Below are 20,448 nucleotides of genomic sequence, written 5' to 3'. Positions count from 1 at the left end.
CGCCCACAACCTGATCATGGGTTAGAAAGCACGGAGGATATCCTCGACCCGTTGCTTGGCGTCGCCGAAGAGCATCTGGGAGTTGTCCCGGAAAAACAGAGGGTTCTGCACCCCTGCGTAGCCTGCGGCCATGGAGCGTTTGAAGACCACGACGTTCTCTGCTTCCCAGACACGGAGCACGGGCATGCCGGCGATGGGGCTGCCAGGATCCTCCGCGGCCGCCGGGTTGACGGTGTCGTTGGCTCCAATGACCAGGACGACCGAAGTCCCCGTGAGGTCCTCGTTGATCTCATCCATCTCCAGGACGATGTCGTAGGGAACTTTGGCTTCGGCAAGGAGGACATTCATGTGACCTGGCAGCCGGCCGGCGACCGGGTGTATCCCGAACCGGACGTCCACTCCCCGCTCCCGCAGTTGCTGGGCGAGTTCAGCGACGGGGTATTGGGCCTGGGCGACCGCCATGCCGTAGCCGGGGGTAATGACGACGCTGGCGGCGTTGGTGAGCAGTTCAGCGGTTGCCTGGGCCGTAATCTCACGGTGCTCACCGTAGTCGGTGTCCCCTCCCCTGGGGGCTTCTAGGCCGAAGCCGCCGGCGATCACGGAGACAAAGGACCTGTTCATGGCTTTGCACATGATGTAGGAAAGGTAGGCGCCCGAGGAGCCGACCAAGGCGCCGGTAATGATGAGAAGGTCATTGTTGAGCAGGAATCCGGCGGCGGCTGCGGCCCAGCCGGAGTAGCTGTTGAGCATGGAGACGACGACGGGCATGTCGCCGCCACCGATGGAGGCAACGAGGTGCCAGCCCAGTCCCAGGGCTAGCAGCGTGACGACCACGAGCAGCCACGGCTGGGAGTCGTTGACGTACCAGATGGTCAGGGCGACGAACGCGGCTAGGGCGCCGAGGTTGATGCCGTTCTTGCCCGGCAGCAGGAGGGGTGATGACTTCATGCGGGCCGAGAGTTTCAGGAAGGCGACGATGGAGCCGGTGAAGGTCACGGCTCCGATGAAGACTCCGATGAAGACTTCAGCGTGGTGGATAGCCTTGAGACCATCGGGCAGTTCGGGAGCTTCGAGGTGCCCGTTCCAGCCGACGAGCACGGCGGCGAGGCCAACGAAGCTGTGCAGCAGGGCGATGAGCTCGGGCATGCCGGTCATTTGGACCACGCGGGCCCGCCACAGGCCGACCGCACCGCCGATCAGGACCGCGATCACGAGCAGGACAAGCCCGGTACGGCCGTGCGCTGTCCCCCACGCGTCTTGGAGGGTCAGCCAGATGGTGGCGGCCAAGGCGATCGCCATACCCCAGATGCCGTAGATGACTCCTGAACGTGCCTTCTCGTGCCTGCTCAGGCCTGCAAGACTAAGAATAAACAGCAGGGCCGCGGCAATGTACGCAGCCCCGGCTATGGACTCTGCTGTCAACGGACCGGAGACGGTATCGGACACGGTGATGCTCCTCGTTATTGTTGCAGTTGCTTCGCGTACGGTGCTCATCCCTGTCCCCTGCTTTCCTTGGAGAACATCGCGAGCATGCGGCGTGTAAGTACCAGGAGTGGGGGCTGACAACTGCCCAAGCGGGCATGATCGGCAGCCTCGCCCTGGTCGGGATGTTACTCGGGACCATGTCGGTCGGGATGCTCACCGACAGGCTGGGCCGTCGTCGAATCATGCTGGCCAGCATCACCATGTTCTCCGTCTGCATGCTCCTGACGGCCTTTGCACCTTCCGCCGAAATTTTCGGCGCACTGCGCTTCCTGACCGGGCTTGGCCTGGGTGGCATTGTTCCCACCTGCATCGCCTTGACCGTCGAGTATGCCCGCAAAGAGAGGCGCCAGATAGCCAACGCAGTGATGTTCAGCGGATACTCCGTTGGCGGCGTGGCAGCGTCTCTGCTGGCGATCAACCTCCTCCAGCACGTCGAATTCCGCTGGCTCTATGCGATCGGGGCTCTGCCACTGGTGACTCTCCTGCCGGTGGCATGGAAGCTGCTGCCCGAGTCCGTGGCATACCTGGCGCGCACCGGGCGCACCGGGGAAGCGAAGGCCACCGCGGACCGCTTCGGCCTGATCTATTCCGACATCGTTTCCAGCGACGACACTGCTCGGGGGACTGCGGCCGGATCCAGCCTGAGGATCATCTTCACGCGCAAGTTCCTGCTTTCCACCATCCTTTTCGCCCTGGCAAATTTCTGCGGCCTGCTTCTGGTCTACGGCCTGAACACCTGGCTTCCACAAATCATGCGGCAGGCCGGGTTCAACCTTGGAGACTCGCTGACTTTCCTCCTTGTGCTCAATGCAGGCGCCATCATCGGTTCCATCAGCGCCTCCGTGGTTGCCGATCGGATAGGCATTAAGAAAGTGGTCACCGCGTCCTTCCTGCTGGCCTTCGTTGCCATTCTGATGCTGACGCTCCAACTGCCCTTGGCTATGCTGCTGGTCATCGTTGCCTTCGCCGGCCTCGGTTCGGTGGGAACCCAAATCCTGGTAGGTGGCTATTGCGCCACCCACTACCCGCAGTCACTCAGTGCAACAGCTTTGAGCTGGTCGCTGGGCGTGGGCAGGATCGGCGCGATCTGCGGCCCGATCATTGGCGGCGCGGTAGCGAGCCTGGCTTTCGGCTGGCAAATGAACTTCTACATGTTCGCCATCTTTGCGGTCCTCGGAGCCGTCGTTGTCTTCACCGTCCCCCGAAGGCTCCGGGCATAAGTACACCTTTGAACAGCGTCAGACCGGCTCGCGAACACGGCGGGTCTGACGCTGTTCAGACAATTCCCATAGCTGCCGGCCGGGGTGGCCGACGATATGGCGCGCGTTCATTGCCGGGCGTAGATTCAAATAATCCGACACGATACGCGTGGACGTTCTGCAAAAGGGGGCCAAGATGGCCGGATGGAATGCGGACAATGCGGCCGGTCCCACTGGACCGGGCGCGGTAACTCTGGTGGAGGGATCGTCTTTCTGCATATCGCTGCAGAGCGGGGACATCTTCGCCCACCACCCTCATGGCGTTTTTCATCGGGACACCAGAATCCTCTCCCGCTGGTGCCTCACCATCAACGGTCAAGAGCTGGAGCCGCTAGGTGCCTGGACTCCTTCACCGTTTCGGGCAACTTATATCGCCAGGGCAGTGCGTGCCGACGGCCGGGCCGATAGCCCTCTAACGGTTGAACGCAGCAGAGAGTTGGGTGCCGGCATCCTGGAGGACATCACGATCCACAATTACTCCCAACAGCCAGCTGCCTGCGACATCGCGCTCTCCGTAGATACGGATTTCGCTGACCTCTTTGAAGTGAAGGACGGGCGGTTCCATCGGCAGTGGGAACATACACGCCGGCCCGAGGACGGGGCTCTGAGGATCGAGGCCGTCTGGCAGGGGGTGAGGAAGGCCGTCATCGTGCGGGCACCTGGCTGCGACGTCAGCACCGACGGTCTCCAGTTCCACACGATTATTCCTGCCCAAGGACAATGGAGTGTCCAAGCTACGGTAGTTCCTGAATTGGGAGAGGTCGCGGAAGAGCTGCATTTTCGCCCGGCTCCGGACACCCCCTCTCCCCAGGACAGGCGGCAGCAGGCCTGGGTTGCGACTATCCCTGTTTTGACCCTGGGCAATCCGTCCGTGGAACGAACCATGCTTCGCAGCCACGCTGACCTGGGTGCCCTGCGAATCGTTGACCCGGACCATCCCGACCGCATGGTCGCCGCAGCGGGTGCACCATGGTTCATGGCGCTCTTCGGGCGGGATTCGCTGCTGTCCTCTTCCATGATTTTGCCGCTCGACGCGTCGCTTGCTCTCGGAACACTGCAGACTCTGGCCGACAGGCAAGGCTCAGTGGAGGACGTCCTGACGGAAGAGCAACCGGGGCGGATCCTGCACGAGGTACGGTTCGGCGTCGGCACCGGTCTGGCACTTGGCGGCAAGTCCGCCTACTACGGCAGCGCCGACGCCACGCCCCTGTTCGTGGCCTTGCTGGGCGAAGTGTCCCGCTGGGCAGTCTCCGCGGAGGACATAGCAGCGCTGCTTCCCCATGCGGACCGAGCTCTGGCCTGGATCAGGGACTACGGCGACCGTGACGGTGACGGCTTCGTCGAGTATGAGCGCCTCAACGATCAGGGCCTTATTAATCAAGGCTGGAAGGACTCTTGGGATGGAATCAATTTTGCCGACGGCCGCCTCGCGGAGGCTCCCATCGCATTGTGCGAGGTGCAGGGTTACGTTTACAGCGCATACATCGCACGCGCTTGGATGGCCCACGACGCCGGCGACATGCAGCTGGAGGCCGAGCTCCAGGACCGCGCCGCCCGATTGAAGAAGCGGTTCAACGAGGCGTTCTGGTTGCCGGACCGCGGGTACTACGCGATCGCATTGGACCGGGACAAGCGGCCGGTGGATGCGTGCGCCTCCAACATGGGTCACTGCCTGTGGTCCGGCATTGTGGATGCGGACAAAGCTCACCACGTTGCCGACCGGCTCATGTCCCCGGAGATGTTCAGCGGCTGGGGCGTGCGCACCCTGGCGACGGACATGGGTGCATACAACCCGGTCAGCTACCACAACGGTTCCGTCTGGCCACATGACAATGCACTCATAGTTGCCGGCCTGATGCGCTACGGATTTGTGAAGGAAGCCCAGACCCTTTCCTCTGCATTGTTGGAGGCCGCCGAATACACGGACAACAGACTGCCGGAGCTGTTCTGCGGGTTCAGCCGCTCTCAGTGCCCTGAGCCCCTCCCCTACCCGACTGCCTGCTCCCCGCAGGCGTGGGCGTCTGCAGCACCGGTGATGCTGCTCCGCAGCCTTCTCCGTTATGAGGCTCATGTCTCCTTGGGCGGGCTTTGGATGGACCCGGTACTGCCGGCATCCTGGGGAGCCATGCATGCATCTAATGTGCCGGTCGGTGCGGCGCGGGTTACCGTGGACATCTCCGGAACGCAGGCGGCTGTGGAGGGATTGCCCGAAGGAATGGTGTTCCACAGGGGAACCAGGCCTCCGCTGGACAACTTTTCGGAGCTGGAAATGCTACGCCGAAACCTGGCGCCCAAGAGCGACGGCTAGCGGGTAGAAGGGACCAACCATGCTGATTTGCGCAACCTGCGCCGTCGAGCGCGATGAACCTACCCCGGGGCTCTGCCCGATCTGCACAGATGAGCGGCAGTATGTGCCCGAGGACGGACAAAAGTGGCTGACACTGGACGGTCTGGCACAGGAGGGCCAGCAGACGTTGTTGAAGGAGAACGAGCCGGGACTGAGCGGGCTCAAGACGGAGCCCAAAGTCGGGATCGGCCAGACCGCTCAGCTTGTGGTGACACACGAGGGTTCACTGCTGTGGGATCCGGTTGGATTTGTCGATGACGGCGCTGTGCAGGCAATGCTCGAGCGAGGCCCGGTCCTGGCGATCGCCGCCAGCCATCCACACATGTTTGGTGTACAGGTCGAATGGTCGCATCGGCTCGGTGGCGTTCCTATACTTGTGGCGGACGCAGACCGGGAATGGCTGGGGCGCAATGATCCGGCCATCGAATACTGGTCCGGCAGTCAAACTATCGCCGAAGGGTTGACACTGCACCAGACCGGGGGGCACTTCCCGGGCAGCGCGGTGGCACACTGGGCGGCAGGAGCTGGCGGCAAAGGAGTTCTGCTGACCGGTGACAGCGTTTATCCGAATCCAGACCGTCACTCGATCGCCTTCATGCGCAGCTACCCGAATCATTTGCCGCTATCCGGTTCGGTGGCCTTGCGAATCGCCGCGCAGCTGGGAGAGCTCAAGTTCGACCGGATCTACGGCAACTTCAACAATGTAATCGCGTCCGGAGCCAAGGCCATCCTGCACGATTCCGCCCAACGCCACGCTGCTTGGGCGCGAGGAGACTTCGACCATTTGACCTGAACCGTTGCGGCTCGAGGTGCAGAATGACCCCAATTAAACAACATCCGCCCGGATCGGCCGGGCTGCAGGGGTTTACCCGGCGGGAGGCCGAGGTGGTTGCAATGCTTGCGCAGGGCCTTGCCGCCGAAGGGATCGCCGAACGCCTTGGCATCGCTCGTGGTTCGGCGAAATGGTATCTTCGCCAGGTATTTCCGAAGCTCGGCGTGCACAGCCATCAGGACGCGGTGGCACGTGCCCGCCAGCTGCACGACCCGGCAAACACCACCGATGGTGCATCCAATCCGAATGCCTCTCCGGCCCACCTGCCCCAGCCGCCCAACCCGTTGATCGGCAGGGCGCAGGAGCTGGCGCAGCTACTGGAATGGCTGGGTTCCAGTGGCGGGTTGCTGACCATCACGGGGGCCGCCGGATGCGGCAAAACCCGTCTTGCCCTTGCTGTTGCCACCGAGATAAGCAGGCGGCCCGGGTCCCAGGTGTTTTGGGTGGACCTGACAGCCACTACGGACCCGGCCCTTGTTGACTCCGCCATTGCTGCGGCACTTGATGTCAAGGTCAGCTCCGGCCACATATCGGTCCCGGCACTCGCCGAAAGCCTGAATGCTGCCCCCACGCTGTTGGTTCTCGACAATTGCGAGCACCTGGCCGCGGCATGCACCAGTGTGGGCGTCTTCCTGCTTGCCGCCTGCCCTCTCCTTTCGGTCCTTGCCACCAGCCGGGCGGCTCTTGGGGGATCCGGCAGCCGTTGCCTCCGGCTTGAACCCCTGGCGGTACCTCCACCAGCCTCGGCCGCTGCGGCGGCTCCCGCCGACATTGCCGGAGTTGCCTCCGTCGCGCTCTTCGCTGAACGTGCCAGGGCGGCCGACACCTCTTTTGGCCTCAGTTCGCACAATGCATCCGCCGTTGCACGCATTTGCCGGACGTTGGACGGGCTTCCGCTGGCCCTTGAGCTTGCGGCGGCAAGAATGAAAATCCTGACGGCTGACCAGCTGGCAGAGCGGCTGGAGGATGCTTTGTCCCTGCTGACGAGGAACCAGCCCGCTGCAGCAAGACGCCACGCCACGCTCCGCCGTGCCCTCGACTGGAGCTTTGATCTCCTGCCACCTGCCCAGCAGGCGTTGTTGGCCCGGCTGTCGGTATTCTCCGGCGGATGGGAGCTCGACGATGCTGAGCACGTCTGTCCTGGCGGCGTCCTAAGCGATGGTGACATCCTGGATGCGTTGTCCGATCTGGTGGATCACTCCTTGGTGGTGGTTGAATCGCGGACAGACGGGAGCCGAAGGTTCCGGCTCCTTGAGGTGGTGCGGCAGTATGCGGACGAACAGCTCCGTATCAGCGGGGGGCGGTCCCGGTTCCGCGCCCGGCACGCGGAGCACTTTGCCGCCGTCGCCCGCCAGGCCGCGCAGGAATTGAACGGCCGCTGGGAGCGAGTGTGGATGCAGCGGCTGGACCGGAACCGGGGCAACTTCCGGGAGGCCCTGGCGTGGGGGCTTGCTTCCACCGAAGGTGCCGCCCTGGGAGCAAGCGCCGCCGGCAGCCTCGCACAGTTCTGGCAGATGCGCGGCGAGTTCAAAGAAGGATTGGGATGGCACCTCCGTTATCTTTCCCGCAGCCAGGACCTGTCCGTTGGGGACACTGCAGAACTCCTTGATTCCAGCGGTTTCCTGGCCGTGCACGCGGGACAGGTGAACCAGGCCCGCCAGTATTGGCAGCAGGCCATCGAGAAGTTCACTTCTGTCAACGATGATGCCGGTGTGGGGCGCCAGCTGAACTACCTGGCCCACATCACCATGGAAGCTGATCCCCAGGAGGCTGCGGCATTGGCCTCCCGTGGGGTGGAACTTGAGCGGGCGGCCGGGGACGACTGGTGGGTATCTGCGTGTCTTTTCGCACAAGGTGACGCGGCTTTCCTGCAGCCGGACTTGGAGGGCGCCGCCAAGTGCCACCAAGAGAGCCTTGCTATCGCCAGGCGCCTGGGCAACCAGTTCGCCATCGCCCGGCGCTGCGTCCGGCTGAGCCAGTTGTCCCGGATCGGGGGAGATTTTGACCGGTCCCGCCGCTACCTCGCCGAGTCGTGGGCAACAGCCCGGGCCGCAGGTGACGACTGGGGCCTGACTATGGCCCTGGCCGCGTACGGGTCGTTGGCGGCTGCCGTGGGCGACCTGGAGGCCTCAGCAATGCTGCTTGGAGCTACTCAGGCCCGGCTGGAGAATTACGGTGCGCGGCTGTGGACTGTCGACCGGAAGGAGTACTCCCACACGTCCCGGATGGTGCGGGCCCAGATGGGGAACGAAGCATTCGAGGCCATCGCCAGTCGCGGTGCAGCCTCAGCCGACCATCCCGAACACCTGGTGGCCGCGGTGGAAAAGGCCGCAACGCCGTCGTCCTTGCCGGATGGAACGGACGACGCCGGCCGGCCGCTCACGAGGAGGGAGGTTGAAGTGCTGGGGCACCTGGCTTCGGGTGCCAGCAACCAGGACATTGCAGCGGCCTTGGGGCTCAGCATCCGGACTGTTGAACGGCACATCGCCAATCTGTATTTAAAACTGGGTGTCAGCGGACCCGCTGCCCGGACTGCCGCAGCACATTTCGCCTTCCGGCATGGGCTGGCCACCGGTTTGGTGCCGGCAGGCAGAAAGCCCCTCCCCAAGCCTTGAACTCCCCCTCCTTTATGCGTAAGCACACGGTGTTGGACCGAGGCCTCGAGCCGTACCTTGAGCGTGTCCGGTGCAGACGGCACCGGGGCACGGAAAGGAAATCACGATGAACACCGAACAGAACAAGGCAGTTGTCCGCAGATTCTTCACGGCCTTCGAGGAGCAGGACTACGGCGCGCTGCAGGACATCCTCTCGCCTGAACTCCGGGCTTATGTCCACGGAGACGCCGAGCCGGCCGGGCGTGACGAACTTATCGAGGTCATTCGTGGCTGGAACACCGCTTTCAGCAACACCCGGTTCACCGTGGAGGACCAGGTGGCCGAGGGTGACCTCGTTGCCTGCAGGGTGACAATGACGGCGGTTCACAGCGGGGGCGAATTCCAAGGGATAGCTCCGGCCGGACTTCCGGTGTCCAGCCAGAGCCTGACCCTTGAGCGCGTGGTTGACGGCCGCATCACGGAACGCCGCGTAGTTACCAACTGGGCGGAAGTGCTGCAACAGCTGACCCCGGCGGCGGCCGGTACATCAGCCGCCCGCTAGTCCTAGTCCATCGCCTTCTGGCTAGCGTTTGGGGTGTGCTTTGATGTCTGTCCGGGGTGGCATGCCGGCTCCGAAAACGGGGCCGGCATCAGGCCGCTTTGCCATCGGGTGTTCTTCTTCCGATATGCGTTGTTTCAGGCGCTGAAGAACCCAGGGGAACAGGTGTTCGCGTGCCCAAAGAATGTCGTCGGCTTTGGCTTCCCGCCAGCTGCGTTCGGGCAGGTCTTTGGGTCTCAAAATCAGGTCGTTACCCCCGCCGTTGAGGGTGATCAGATCCGGCTTCAACCCGCACACTCGCCCGGAAAGAGGACAACGAGGAGGGTGCCAAGCCGCCACGGCTAGCCCAAAGACTGGCTTAAACCCCGCCTGAAACTCTTGCCAGCTGCGGCGCCCGGTGCTATTTAAATCTATGTCAGCGGATATAGATCAGCCTGATCGAAGATGATCAAGGAGGCATGTCATGTTGATGCTCGATCCGTTCCGTCGCTTGGACCGCCTCGCCGAACAGGTCCTGGGCACGGCGGCCCATCCGGCAGCAATGCCTATGGACGCATGGCGGGAAGGCGATGAATACATCGTCGCGCTCGACCTGCCGGGGGTGGCCGTCGATTCGATTGATCTGGGCGTGGAGAAGAACGTGCTGACGGTGCGCGCCGAGAGGAAAGACGTGTTCGGTAAGGACACTGAGTTGGTGGCTGCCGAGCGGCCCCGCGGCGTCTTTAGCCGTCAGCTCATTCTCGGTGACGCCATGGAGGCGGACAAGGTCAAGGCCAGCTACGACGCCGGGGTCCTGACGCTGCGTATCCCGGTCGCGGCCCAGGCGACGCCGCGGAAGATTGAAATCGAGACCAAGGGAGGCCAGCAGGCATTCGAAGAACGCCACCGCGCCTTGTAGCGCACATGCAGCGGCTGTGCACGGATGTCCCGCCCCGCGGTCCCCGGCCATCACCGGCCGGGGACTCATGTTGCATCCCCTGAGCGACGAACAGGTCAATGAACTTCCCCCGCCCGGCCCGTCCAGCGGATGCGGAGCAAGCAGTGGTTCGCCCGTTGCGCCTAAATAAACGCATGAACTGCGACCAAGACTGCAAAGACACTGGATTCAATGGATGGGCTTAGGCCTCGTTCTGACCGCGCGGAATAATGCATGCGCAGAAACCGGCGGTTAGTCGTATGCTGTTGCTACAGGTTTTGAAGTAGGCCGTCGCATCTTGTTTTGAGCGTGGACCATGGCCGAAGCAGCCTCCTTGAACAGCCGACCCGAAGCCGGAGGCATCTTCCCTGTCGCGATCTTGGACAGCCCTGACGTGCAGGCGTTCCTGATTGATGCGGTACAGGAATTCCTGGGCGAAACGGGCGGGCAGGCACGCGGTTTTCTGTGGGCCATCACACAGGTGGGTTCAGGTGAACTCCGCAACTGGGCATCAGGCTCCAGCAAGGCATGTGAGATCGACGGCGTTCAACGGCAGTTCGCTGACGGTCCTGCCCGCGCCGCCGTAGCCGGCGGGGAATTCATCCACATACCCGATGCCGCCGTCGACCGTAGATGGCCGGGGTTCTCAGCAGCCGTCGCCAGCCAGGGCATCGGTTCGGTACTCTCGGTCCCCATGACCGTGGAGGAGGCCAGTGCCGCGTTCAGCCTATACGGAGCTTGTCCCCACGCGTTCACCAGCGCTGATGTTGTGGCAGCGATTGCCTTCACGCGCCGCTTGACCAAGGTCTGTCAGTTGTTGCTGGAGCTGGGACGAAAAGCCGGGGCCGGCACCGGACAAACCCTTCTTTCCGTAATTGAGCTGGCGGTCTGGACCTTGATTCGCGAGTTCGGGCTCACGAACGAATCGGCCATGCGTTACCTGCAGGCAGTCGTGCACGATATGGCGTCCAGATTTCCCGCGGTTCCGACCGCCGGAACCGGCACCGCACTTCCGGCTGCCGAAGAGCACGGGCGTAAGGACTCACTGTTGGACTCCACTGACGACTATCCATAGGCACGCTGAAGCAAACGAACCCGCAAGGACGGCGAGCAGGCCGCCCCACCGACACCAAGCGACTCAGCGGTGCTCCATTTGGCTGGTGCCTGCCTCGAACGGGATCGATGTTGCTCCGACGTCCGGGCCGGGTGCTGCCAACAACCACCGCGATATTCACCATTGAAACTACTCCCTTCGGGGGATGTAGAGGTGATGGTCCTCCGCGACGGCGGCCGGATCGTCGCCCTTGACAGCACATGCACCCACGCAGGCGGTCCCCTCCACGAGGGCTCGATCGAGAACGGCTGCGTGACGTGCCCTTGGCATGGCAGCACGTTCCGCCTCGTCGACGGCAGCGTCGTGCATGGACCGGCAAGCTCGCCTGAACCAAGCTACGAGGCGCGGGTCCAAGAAGGGCGGATTCAACTGCGGGCGCGTTTGTAGAGGCAACGTTGCCCGTCCGGAAAGACTGCGAATGTGGCCGGGCAGTCGTATTCCCCCGCCCGCGGCGGGGGAACAGAGTTTCGAATTTAGGCGCGGGACCTGCCACGAATGAAGTGGAAGATCAGGACGACCACGGCTATCACCAAAAGCAAGTGAATTAACCCGCCGCCGATGTTGCCGAGCAGGCCGAGAAGCCAGAGAACCGCGATAATGATGGCTATCCAAAGCAACACGAGAGTCTCCTTCGTTTGGCGGATGGAAATGCTGGTTTTGCGTCCGTGCCGCCCTGAGTATTTTGGCGGCCGGCAGGAAATGACATGACTGCCAAAAGGTCGCCCAAGGGCGCTGCCGGCAAGGATCATGCTCGTATCTCTCGCTCTCATCGGACCCGATTCCGCATCTCCTGTGGTGCTTCTCACCCTATGTCAGGATCAGGTTGCCGGAAATAGCTTCTTCGCCTAATTGTCCAGAGAACCCTGGACAATTAGAGACGTTCACCGCAGGCCCTGCCGCCCAAAGGCCCGGCGCCCCGAGCCGGGTCAGGCAGACGAATGGTCCAGTATCGGCGCTCCAAAATGGGCGGGGGGAGGCGCGAGCTGCGACTCGGTCCCTCGATCATGGCCGAGCTCATGCCCGCCCGCTCCTGAGTGGTCGCGAATGGGCCTTATGAACTTCGAGGTCTTCGAGCGACTTGCCCTTGGTGTCGGAGGACAGGAGGGTAGCAAACGCCGCGACGAGGCAAATGCCGAACGTGGTCAGCCCGATGACGACCGGAACGTTCGTCGACCCGGGCGGAGCGATCGCCGTGAAGACGCTCGGGAAGAACGACGCGATCATGAGGCCGAGGTTCTGTGACACCGCGAACCCGGTCACCCTGATCCGCATAGGGAACTGCTCCTGAAAGAAAGTGGCAAAGGTTGCGTTCCACATCTGGAAGAAGATTCCTTGCACGATCACGACGCACGCGAAGACGAGCACAAGGCTCCTCTGATCGATCGCCCACAAGTATCCCCCCGCAAGCAGACCGCCACCGATACCGCCCGCCACCATGAGCGTCCGCCGGCCGATCCTGTCGGACAGCGCGCCGAACATCGGGATTGTCACCACTGCAGCCAAATTGGCCATGAGCGTCACCCACAGGAACTCGCTGCTGGAGTAGCCGATGCCGTAGCCCTTCTGGGTTGCGTAGGACACGCCAAAGATGAGGGTTGCCATGCCGATCACGTTGGTGAACGTCATGATGACACAACGGACCATGACCCATGGGTGGGTGCGCAGCAGGTCAAAGAGCGGGAACCGGCGCTTCGCCTCACCCTTTTCGGATTGCGCTACGTACGCCGGGGGCTCCTGCACCCGACGACGAATGAAATACCCGGCCAGGATCACGATGGCGCTGAGCAGGAACGGGATGCGCCATCCCCAAATCTCAAACTGGTCGTCGGGGAGAAAAGCGGCGAGCGGAAGCAGGACAGCGGTGGCCAGGATCGAGCCGACCTGGGTGCCCTGAAGGCTGAAGCTCGTGAAGAAGCCGCGCTTGGCATCCGGGGAATGCTCGACGATCATCGCGCTAGCACCGCCGAGCTCGCCTGCGACTGCGAACCCCTGGATCAGGCGGAGGATCACCAGAAGAACGGGTGCGAGGATCCCGACCTGTCCGTAGGTTGGCAAGAGTCCGACCGCGAAGGTCGCGAAGCCCATGAGCAGCATAGCGAAGACGAGCACGTGCTTGCGGCCATGTCTGTCTCCGTACGCCCCCAGGACCACAGCGCCGACCGGACGAGAGATGTAACCAACCGCATAGGTCGCAAGCGAGGCGATGATCGCGGCGGTCGGGTTCTGGGAGGGGAAGAAGATGGCGGGGAAGATGAGCGTCGCGGCCAGCGAGTACAACGCGAAGTCGTAGTACTCAAGTGCGCTTCCGATCCAGCCGCTCATCGCAGCCTTCTTGGGGTCCCTGCGACTAATGCTGGTTTCGAGGTTGTAGCGGACATCCCCTGGGGGCGTAATGCTCATTGGCTGATTTCCTTCGTCGTCATTGGCAAGGAACCGGGACTGTTTCCATTCCGGATGATCTTCATGATCGTGATTGTTCGAGCGGCCGGAAAGCCAAAGCGCAAGCCAGGGGCCAGCGCATTTGAATCGATTCATTAATCGTAAAGGGTGAGCTGCATTACGTCAACGTCTCCACGGAAGGCGTCTCTCTACCGCCGGGCGCAAGCACGCATGCATCGTTTCACTGGGCGGTCTTCGCCCCGAAAGCAAGGCTTGTTTTTGCTCGCGCCACCCTCTAAGTTTCTCGGGAAAGCGTTTGCCATCCTAGTGAAAGGATTCCCCGATGAATCCCCAGAGGGCTTCTGTTCGCCTCCTCGCTGCCTTCAGCGTTGCCCTGACCGTTGGCTGCCTCGCCGTGCCTGCCTCCGCCGTCGCGCCTTCTTCTCCTAGGCAGGGCACGCAGCTGGACCATCTTGACCGTGGGCTGGTGGCTGCAGGCACATGCGAAGGAGTCTTCCTGAGCTGGCGGCTCCTCGGCCACGAGGCCACCGGTTCGTCGGGCACTGGCCTCACCGGCACCGACTTCAACGTGTACCGGGATGGGCAGAAGCTCGCCACGGTCACGGACAGCACGAACTACCTGGACACCGCAGGAAGTGCCGCCTCGGCGTATCAAGTGCGGGCCGTCGTCGAAGGCATTGAATTGGACGAAAGCGCCACTGCAACCTCCTGGCATGGCGACTTCAAAGACATTCCCCTGAAAAAGCCGGCCGACGGCGTCACGCCTGCCGGGCAGGCATACACCTACTCGGCCAACGATGCCTCGGTGGGGGACGTGGACGGCGACGGCCGGTACGAGTTCATCGTCAAGTGGGACCCGAACAACTCCAAGGATGTATCGCAGGTGGGTTACACCGGTACCACCTATGTGGACACCTACAAAGCGGACGGCACCCTCCTGCACCGGATCGACCTGGGCGTAAATATCCGTTCCGGCGCCCACTACACACAGATGCTCGTCAACGATTTCGACGGCGACGGGCGTGCCGAGATGATGATGAAGACCGCCCCGGGAACGAAGAGCACCAGCTACAACCCGGACGGCACCGTTGCCTCCGATGCGTTCATCACCCTGCTGCAGTCCGACCTCGCCGCCGGCTACGCCAAAGCAGATGACTACCGGATGAGTGCCGGAGACTACTACCAGCACATGGTGAAGACGTTCCAGGGCTGGACCGAGCACCCCGAGGTGAAGGCCGGGAACTGGCCCGCCACGCTGGAGGAGGCCTTTGGCATTGCACCGCAGTACAAGTACCCGCTGTCCCAGGCCGACGCCGAAGCTTTGACCAATTACTTCATGGACGTCTACGCCCCCTCGCGCAGCACCCGCAACAACTTGCGTGCCTTCGAAGGCTTCATCGTGTCCGGCCCGGAATACCTCACCGTCTTCGAGGGCGCCACCGGGAGGGAACTGAAGACAGTCGCCTACGAACCGGGCAGGCACGACGACGGACTCATGTGGGGCGACTACGCCCTACCCCGTATCGAGCCGGGCAACCGCGTGGACAGGTTCCTGGCCGGCGTCGCCTACCTGGACGGTGAAAGGCCGGCAGCGGTGTTTGCCCGCGGCTACTATACGCGCACCACCCTTGCCACCTACACCTGGGACGGGGTTAACCTCTCCCCCGTCTGGAACATCGACTCGGGCTGGGCCCCGATGTCCAACCCGTTCAACGACTCACCGCACGGCCGGGACGGGAGAGACCCCGAGTTCGGCAAGCTCACCACGCAGGGATTCCACTCCCTGAGCGCATCCGACGTTGACGGCGACGGCAAGCAGGAGATCGTATACGGCTCCGCCACAATCGACGACGACGGCTCGCTGCTATACAGCTCCTTCGACACCCTCCCAACCGGCAGCGCGGTTCCCGGCGATGAGGCGCGGCTGGGCCACGGTGACGCCATGCACGTGACCGACATCGACCCCAACCGCCCCGGCAAGGAAATCTTCACCGTGCATGAGGGCGCCACTTACGCTCCCTACGGCTACGCCATGCGCGACGCCGCCACCGGGGAAACGTTGTTCGGCGCGTACTCGGGCAAGGACACAGGACGCGGCATGATCGGCGACGTCGATCCTTCCGTTCCCGGCATCGAGAACTGGGCCATCGGCATGCAGTCCGCCGACGGCGACAAGCTCACCACCAGCCAGCCCGGCACCAACATGAGCATCAAGTGGGCCGCGGACATGACCACGCAGATCATCAACGGCGCCGGGGACTCGACCCCCACCATTGACGACTGGAAGCGCGGCCGGCTGTTGACCGCGGACGGCACCCGCACGAACAACGGCACCAAGGGCACACCAAGCCTGGTGGCGGGCGTGGTGGGCGACTGGCGCGAGGAGATGCTGGTCCGGACCGCGGACAGCTCGGCCCTGCGCATGTTCATGAGCACGGAGGTCACCAATCACAAGCTGTACACGCTGATGAACGATCCGCAGTACCGCGCAGAGGTTGCCCGGCAGAACACGACGTACAACCAGCCCTCCTACACCGACTTTTACTTCGCTTCAGACATGGACTTCGCCGACGTCCCGCTGCATGCGGCCTGGATGCCGGGCAGCGTGAAGGCGCTGCAGCACGTCCTTGAGGACCTGGTCGAGGCGGGCGACATCACCGGACCCGTAGCCAGCCAGCTCACCGCAAGTCTTCAACAGGCCGCGAGGGCCGTGGAGGACGGCGACGCAGCCAAGGCAGCTCAGGCTGTCCAGCGCTTTGTGGGCTTCTTGACCCCAGCAGAAGGGTCCCGACAAGGTTTCCGACACGGCTCGTGTGGCGCTCAACTACAACGCCCAAAATATTCTCCGGGCTTTCGAGGGCTAACGCGGTCCCTTCCTGTTAGTGGGGCGATGGAGAGCTCTGCCGAGACGGTGGCCAGGTCCTGGCGGAACCTTTCTGGTTCCTTGGCGACGGGGAGGTCGACAGTGTCTTCGGCCGCGTCGAGAGATTCACCTGAGTCACGTGTCAGTGAGCCGAAGACTGTGGCGAGGTCCTCTTGTTCGGGTCCGTGGTCGGCGACGAGTTCGAGGGTTTTGTGATCAGCTTCATCGGTGTGCAGGCTATCGATGAGCACGCGGGCGATCTGGTCACGGGCTATGACGCCGTCTGCGGGTGAGCCGGATTGTCGTCTGTCGCCTTGGAGCATGACGACCTTGCGCTGGTCGGGTTGGTTGTAATCGAACCAGCCTGGCCGCACGATCGTGTAGGGGTTGCCGCTGGCCCGGACGAGCCGCTCGCTCCTGAGCTTCCATTGGGCGTAGGCGACACCAGCGCGGGTGGTGCCGATGGCAGTCATGAGGGTGATGCGTGTCCGGCGGCCGCCCAGTGCGCGCCGACCACGAGCTCGGCGCCGTCGGGAAGGATGCGCGCGGCGCGAGTCTTGTCACGCACGAGGGCCCGTACTGTGTAGCCGTGGCGCAGGGCCTCGGCTACCGCGTAACGGCCGATGCTGCCGGTAGCGCCGGCAATCAAGACTGTTGAAGGACGGTTAGTCATTTCTTCTCCTCGACCGCGGCTTTGGTCGTTTCACGCTGGGTGGCGGCCCAGCTGGCCAGGACTTTCAGTGCGTCCTCCGACGGCGTCCCGGGTTCGGCGGTGTACACGTTGATGCGCAGCCCCGGTTCTCCGGGCAGCTCCAGGGCCTCGAAGGTCAGGTCCAAGTCGCCGATGATCGGGTGGTGGAGCCGTTTGCGGCCGGTGCGGTGGTACTTCACGTCGTGCCGTGCCCACCGGGTGCGGAACTCCTCGCTTCGTGTTGAGAGTTCACCGATCAGGTCCGTGAGGTCTTTGTCGTAAGGGTTCTTGCCCGCGGTGGACCGCAGGACAGCGACGATGTCGTCAGCGCTGCGTTCCCAGTCGGCGAAGAACTCCCGCGCTTTTGGGTTCAGGAAGGTGAACCGTGCGCTGTTCGGCGGGATGGTCTGTTCCGCCATCATGTCCAGGTACAGGGCGCGGCCGAGTTCGTTGGCGGCCAGGACGTCCCCCCGGTCGTTGCGGACCCATGCCGGAACCGTCGTAATCGCATCAATGACACGCTGCACGCCTGGCCGCACTGTCTGCGGGCTGCGCTTCCGCCGCGCGCGGGGGGTGGCGGTGGCAGCGCGGGCCAGGTCGAAAAGGTGGGCCGTTTCGGCGTCGTCGAGCTTCAGTGCCCGGGCGAGGGCCTCGATGACGCTGTCCGACGCCCCGGTGAGGTTGCCGCGCTCCAGCCGGACGTAGTAATCGACGCTCATCCCGGCGAGCATGGCGACTTCTTCGCGGCGCAGGCCGGTGACCCGGCGGTTGCCGCCGTAGAGGGGCAGTCCTGCCTCCTCAGGCGTGATTCTGGCTCGGCGGGAGGTACGGAACCTCCGCACGTCGTCGCTGTGTGTCATGGCATCAACGCTACGCGGCGACTAATCCTCGAGGGAGGGACTGTCATTACCCTGAACGTCAGTGACTCCCGGCCGTCAATGAATCACGGTTGCATGGGAAGCATGAAACCCGCACGCGCCCCCACTGCCCGCCCGGCGCTGGAAGTACTGACGCGCGTGGGGCCTAGTTGTCTCACCAGGCCATTCTGACTCGAAAAGTCCAGGATGCATCCCCGGCGACACGTTTTATGGTGAGATGCGTTTCCGAGACATAAGAAGTCCGGCTTTTCCGCCAACTCGACCGGCCCACCTGAGCTTGGGAGGGTTGTCTTGAAAAGCTGTAGTTTTTGGAGACAATATCCTGCCACTCAGCGCGTTTTGAGACGCGCGGTGAGGCCTTCGCGGAGATGGTCAATGACAGCAGTGATGCGTCGGGGCGTCTGTGTCGTCGCGGAGTACAGTGCGTGGATGTCGGCGTCGGGGGTTGGAACATCGTCAAGGACCTGGCGGAGCTTCCCGCTTTGGATGAGGGGACCGACGTGCCAGCTGGAGCGCATTATCAGTCCGAGGCCTTGTTCGCACCAACCGGTGACGACGTCACCGTCGTCGCTGACCATGTTTCCGTTGACGCGTACGAATTGTTGCTGGTTTCCGGCCCCGAACCGCCAGAGGGCGTAGTCGGCGTTGTTTTCGCGCAGCACGATGCAGTTGTGGTGTTCGAGGTCCTCGACGTTCTGAAGCGGCGGATTGTTTTCCAGATATTGGGGAGCGGCGCAGACGATCCTGCGGTTCCGGGCGAGGAGCTTGGCTTTGAGTCTGGAGTCCTCCAGTGCTCCGACACGGATGGCGATATCGAAGTTCGTGCCGGAAATGTTCAGCGGCAGGGCGGAGAGTTCCAGATTGACGTGGATCCGCGGGTGTTCGAGCACGAATTCACCAAGGAGCGGTGCGATGTGGGCGCGCCCGATGCCCAGCGTGGAGTGGACGGTAATCCTGCCTTTGAGCTCGCCGTGCTGGTGGGAGACCAGGTCTTCGAGGTCGGCTTTCTGTTGCAGGATGGACAGTGCCCCGGCGGCGTAGCGGTGCCCTTCTTCGGTCAGCGTCAGCCGGCGGGTACTGCGCCTGATGAGCGTCACGCCCAGGCGCGCTTCCAGTGCGCTGAGGCGTTTACTGACCGAGGCCACACCTTTGCCCCAGGTCCGGGCGGCTTCAGTCAGGCTCTGGGAGCGGGCGATCTGCTCAAAGAACTCCAGGTCATCTATCTGGTACAGGTCCATAGCGGATTCTTTCTTTTCAGGAAAAATTGCATTGTCTCACAGGCTCTTAATCGCAGGCTTCTTGTTTCGTACGCTTGTGTGACAGGAAGCACACGGCCGAAGTACTTGCCATCTGAGGGCACCCCGACCCGGGACAACGGCGTTCGAAACACGAGAAGGACCATGATCATGACCAGGACACACCGCATCGCAGTCATCGCCGGAGATGGCATCGGCCAGGAAGTTGTGCCCGAGGGCCTGCGGGCACTGGAATCAGCCTCCGAGGCGTTCGACTTCAAGCTGGAGACCACGCAGTTCGACTACGCGAATGCCGACTACTACACCAAGCACGGCAAGATGATGCCGCATAACTGGTTCGAAGAGCTGAGCACTTTTGATGCGATTTTCTTCGGCGCCGTGGGCTGGCCGGACGTCGTCCCGGACCACGTCTCGCTCTGGGGCAGCCTGCTCCAGTTCCGCCGCGGTTTCGACCAGTACGTCAGCCTCCGCCCGGTAAAGCTGCTGGCAGGAATGGACAGCCCCCTGGCCGGCCGCGTGCCCGGGGACGTGGACTTCTACGTCGTGCGGGAGAACACCGAGGGCGAATACTCCAGCATCGGTGGGAAAATCTTCGAAGGCACTGACCGTGAACGGTGATCCAGGAAACCGTCATGACCCGCACCGGTGTTGACCGGATCCTGAAGTACGCCTTCGACCTTGCGCAGAGCCGGCCGAAGAAGCACCTCACGTCAGCGACAAAGAGCAACGGCATTTCCATCTCGATGCCCTACTGGGATGAGCGCGTGGAGCAGATGGCCAAAGGCTTCACTGACCTGAAGGTCGACAAGTACCACATCGATATTTTGACGGCTAACTTCGTGATGCACCCGGACTGGTTCGACGTCGTGGTCGCCAGCAACCTGTTCGGCGACATCCTCTCGGACCTGGGCCCGGCCTGCACGGGGACCATCGGCATCGCCCCGAGCGGGAACATCAACCCCGAACGCAAGTTCCCCAGCCTTTTCGAACCGGTCCACGGCTCCGCGCCGGACATCGCCGGCAAGGGCATCGCGAACCCGGTTGGCCAGATCTGGAGTGCTGCGATGATGCTCGAACACCTCGGCGAACGAGAGGCCGCGGCAGCTGTCCAGCAAGGTTTCGAAAACGTCTTGGCACACGGCGGCAAGCACATCCTCACCCCGGATCTGGGCGGCGAAGCCACCACGGAAATCCTGGGCAAGACTGTCGCCGAAGAGATTACGGCCGTGGCCCTGACCGCAACGAACCACTGAA

Annotated in this window: 16 protein-coding genes and 2 pseudogenes; 10 read left to right on the top strand and 8 right to left on the bottom strand. The window is 63.0% G+C overall.

All coding sequences use genetic code 11. From position 1 onward, the window contains the following. Positions 1-21: 21 nt before the first annotated feature. On the bottom strand, positions 22-1,494 hold the full coding sequence (gene pntB, locus J7I92_RS11775) for a Re/Si-specific NAD(P)(+) transhydrogenase subunit beta (protein WP_251039828.1): 1,473 nt from the start codon (positions 1,492-1,494) through the stop codon (positions 22-24). Here pntB and J7I92_RS11770 point away from each other — a divergent pair. The 5 genes from J7I92_RS11770 to J7I92_RS11750 all read left to right on the top strand — a co-directional run bounded on the left by J7I92_RS11770 (position 1,464) and on the right by J7I92_RS11750 (position 9,079). Beyond that, on the top strand, positions 1,464-2,705 hold the full coding sequence (locus J7I92_RS11770; RefSeq protein ID WP_311380289.1) for an aromatic acid/H+ symport family MFS transporter: 1,242 nt from the start codon (positions 1,464-1,466) through the stop codon (positions 2,703-2,705). The two genes, pntB and J7I92_RS11770, sit on opposite strands and share 31 nt — an antisense overlap. 175 nt (positions 2,706-2,880) lie before the next feature. After that, positions 2,881-5,052 (top strand): glycogen debranching N-terminal domain-containing protein, encoded by a 2,172-nt coding sequence (locus J7I92_RS11765; protein ID WP_214840668.1) that lies wholly within the window; start codon positions 2,881-2,883, stop codon positions 5,050-5,052. Positions 5,053-5,071: 19 nt separating this feature from the next. Beyond that, positions 5,072-5,884, top strand: a complete 813-nt coding sequence (locus J7I92_RS11760) for a hydrolase (RefSeq protein ID WP_214840666.1) — start codon at positions 5,072-5,074, stop codon at positions 5,882-5,884. 23 nt (positions 5,885-5,907) lie between these two features. Next, positions 5,908-8,538 carry a LuxR C-terminal-related transcriptional regulator gene (locus tag J7I92_RS11755; protein WP_214840664.1) on the top strand — a complete coding sequence of 877 codons (2,631 nt, stop codon included), beginning with the start codon at positions 5,908-5,910 and terminating at the stop codon, positions 8,536-8,538. A gap of 106 nt (positions 8,539-8,644) precedes the next feature. Then, positions 8,645-9,079, top strand: a complete 435-nt coding sequence (locus J7I92_RS11750) for an ester cyclase (protein WP_214840662.1) — start codon at positions 8,645-8,647, stop codon at positions 9,077-9,079. 21 nt (positions 9,080-9,100) lie between these two features. On the opposite strand, the gene J7I92_RS11745 is transcribed toward J7I92_RS11750, so the two are convergent. Further along, the gene (locus J7I92_RS11745) at positions 9,101-9,364 is read right to left on the bottom strand and encodes a hypothetical protein (RefSeq protein WP_214840660.1); all 264 of its coding nucleotides are present in this window, start codon (positions 9,362-9,364) and stop codon (positions 9,101-9,103) included. A gap of 175 nt (positions 9,365-9,539) precedes the next feature. Between J7I92_RS11745 and J7I92_RS11740 the strand changes: the two genes are divergently transcribed. The 3 genes from J7I92_RS11740 (at position 9,540) to J7I92_RS11730 (ending at position 11,493) form a co-directional block, all read left to right on the top strand. Then, positions 9,540-9,974 (top strand): Hsp20/alpha crystallin family protein, encoded by a 435-nt coding sequence (locus J7I92_RS11740; protein WP_214840658.1) that lies wholly within the window; start codon positions 9,540-9,542, stop codon positions 9,972-9,974. Between the two features lie 352 nt (positions 9,975-10,326). Continuing rightward, the gene (locus J7I92_RS11735) at positions 10,327-11,067 is read left to right on the top strand and encodes a GAF domain-containing protein (protein WP_214840656.1); all 741 of its coding nucleotides are present in this window, start codon (positions 10,327-10,329) and stop codon (positions 11,065-11,067) included. 195 nt (positions 11,068-11,262) lie between these two features. Continuing rightward, entirely contained in the window at positions 11,263-11,493 is a 231-nt protein-coding gene (locus tag J7I92_RS11730) for a Rieske (2Fe-2S) protein (protein ID WP_214840752.1), read from the top strand. Positions 11,494-11,579: 86 nt separating this feature from the next. On the opposite strand, the gene J7I92_RS11725 is transcribed toward J7I92_RS11730, so the two are convergent. Both J7I92_RS11725 and J7I92_RS11720 read right to left on the bottom strand, forming a co-directional pair. Continuing rightward, complete coding sequence (locus tag J7I92_RS11725; RefSeq protein WP_139362912.1) at positions 11,580-11,726, bottom strand: lmo0937 family membrane protein; 147 nt, start codon at positions 11,724-11,726, stop codon at positions 11,580-11,582. A 394-nt stretch (positions 11,727-12,120) separates the two neighbouring features. Continuing rightward, entirely contained in the window at positions 12,121-13,506 is a 1,386-nt protein-coding gene (locus J7I92_RS11720; protein WP_311380297.1) for an MFS transporter, read from the bottom strand. 322 nt (positions 13,507-13,828) lie between these two features. Between J7I92_RS11720 and J7I92_RS11715 the strand changes: the two genes are divergently transcribed. Further along, entirely contained in the window at positions 13,829-16,585 is a 2,757-nt protein-coding gene (locus J7I92_RS11715; protein WP_251039826.1) for a rhamnogalacturonan lyase, read from the top strand. A 23-nt stretch (positions 16,586-16,608) separates the two neighbouring features. Here the strand turns inward: J7I92_RS11715 and J7I92_RS24585 are convergent. The 4 genes and pseudogenes from J7I92_RS24585 to J7I92_RS11695 all read right to left on the bottom strand — a co-directional run. Then, a pseudogene (locus tag J7I92_RS24585) lies at positions 16,609-16,842 on the bottom strand (NAD(P)H-binding protein); the annotation flags it as partial. Next, positions 16,839-17,042 carry an NAD(P)H-binding protein gene (locus tag J7I92_RS11705; protein ID WP_214840652.1) on the bottom strand — a complete coding sequence of 68 codons (204 nt, stop codon included), beginning with the start codon at positions 17,040-17,042 and terminating at the stop codon, positions 16,839-16,841. The pseudogene J7I92_RS24585 and the gene J7I92_RS11705, both read right to left, overlap by 4 nt. Continuing rightward, positions 17,039-17,920: a helix-turn-helix transcriptional regulator gene (locus J7I92_RS11700; protein ID WP_214840650.1), complete on the bottom strand. Its 882-nt coding sequence runs from the start codon at positions 17,918-17,920 to the stop codon at positions 17,039-17,041. Before J7I92_RS11700 ends, J7I92_RS11705 begins: the two co-directional genes overlap by 4 nt. 347 nt (positions 17,921-18,267) lie before the next feature. Further along, the gene (locus J7I92_RS11695; RefSeq protein WP_214840648.1) at positions 18,268-19,176 is read right to left on the bottom strand and encodes a LysR substrate-binding domain-containing protein; all 909 of its coding nucleotides are present in this window, start codon (positions 19,174-19,176) and stop codon (positions 18,268-18,270) included. Between the two features lie 168 nt (positions 19,177-19,344). Here J7I92_RS11695 and J7I92_RS24580 point away from each other — a divergent pair. Then, positions 19,345-20,447 (top strand): annotated as a pseudogene (locus tag J7I92_RS24580) (tartrate dehydrogenase). The last annotated feature ends 1 nt before the right edge of the window (position 20,448 follow it).

Source organism: Arthrobacter sp. ISL-72 (genome assembly GCF_018613755.1).
Taxonomy (GTDB): Bacteria; Actinomycetota; Actinomycetes; order Actinomycetales; family Micrococcaceae; genus Arthrobacter.
Note: the sequence above shows the minus strand (reverse complement) of the source record. Positions and strands in the feature narration are given on the sequence as shown.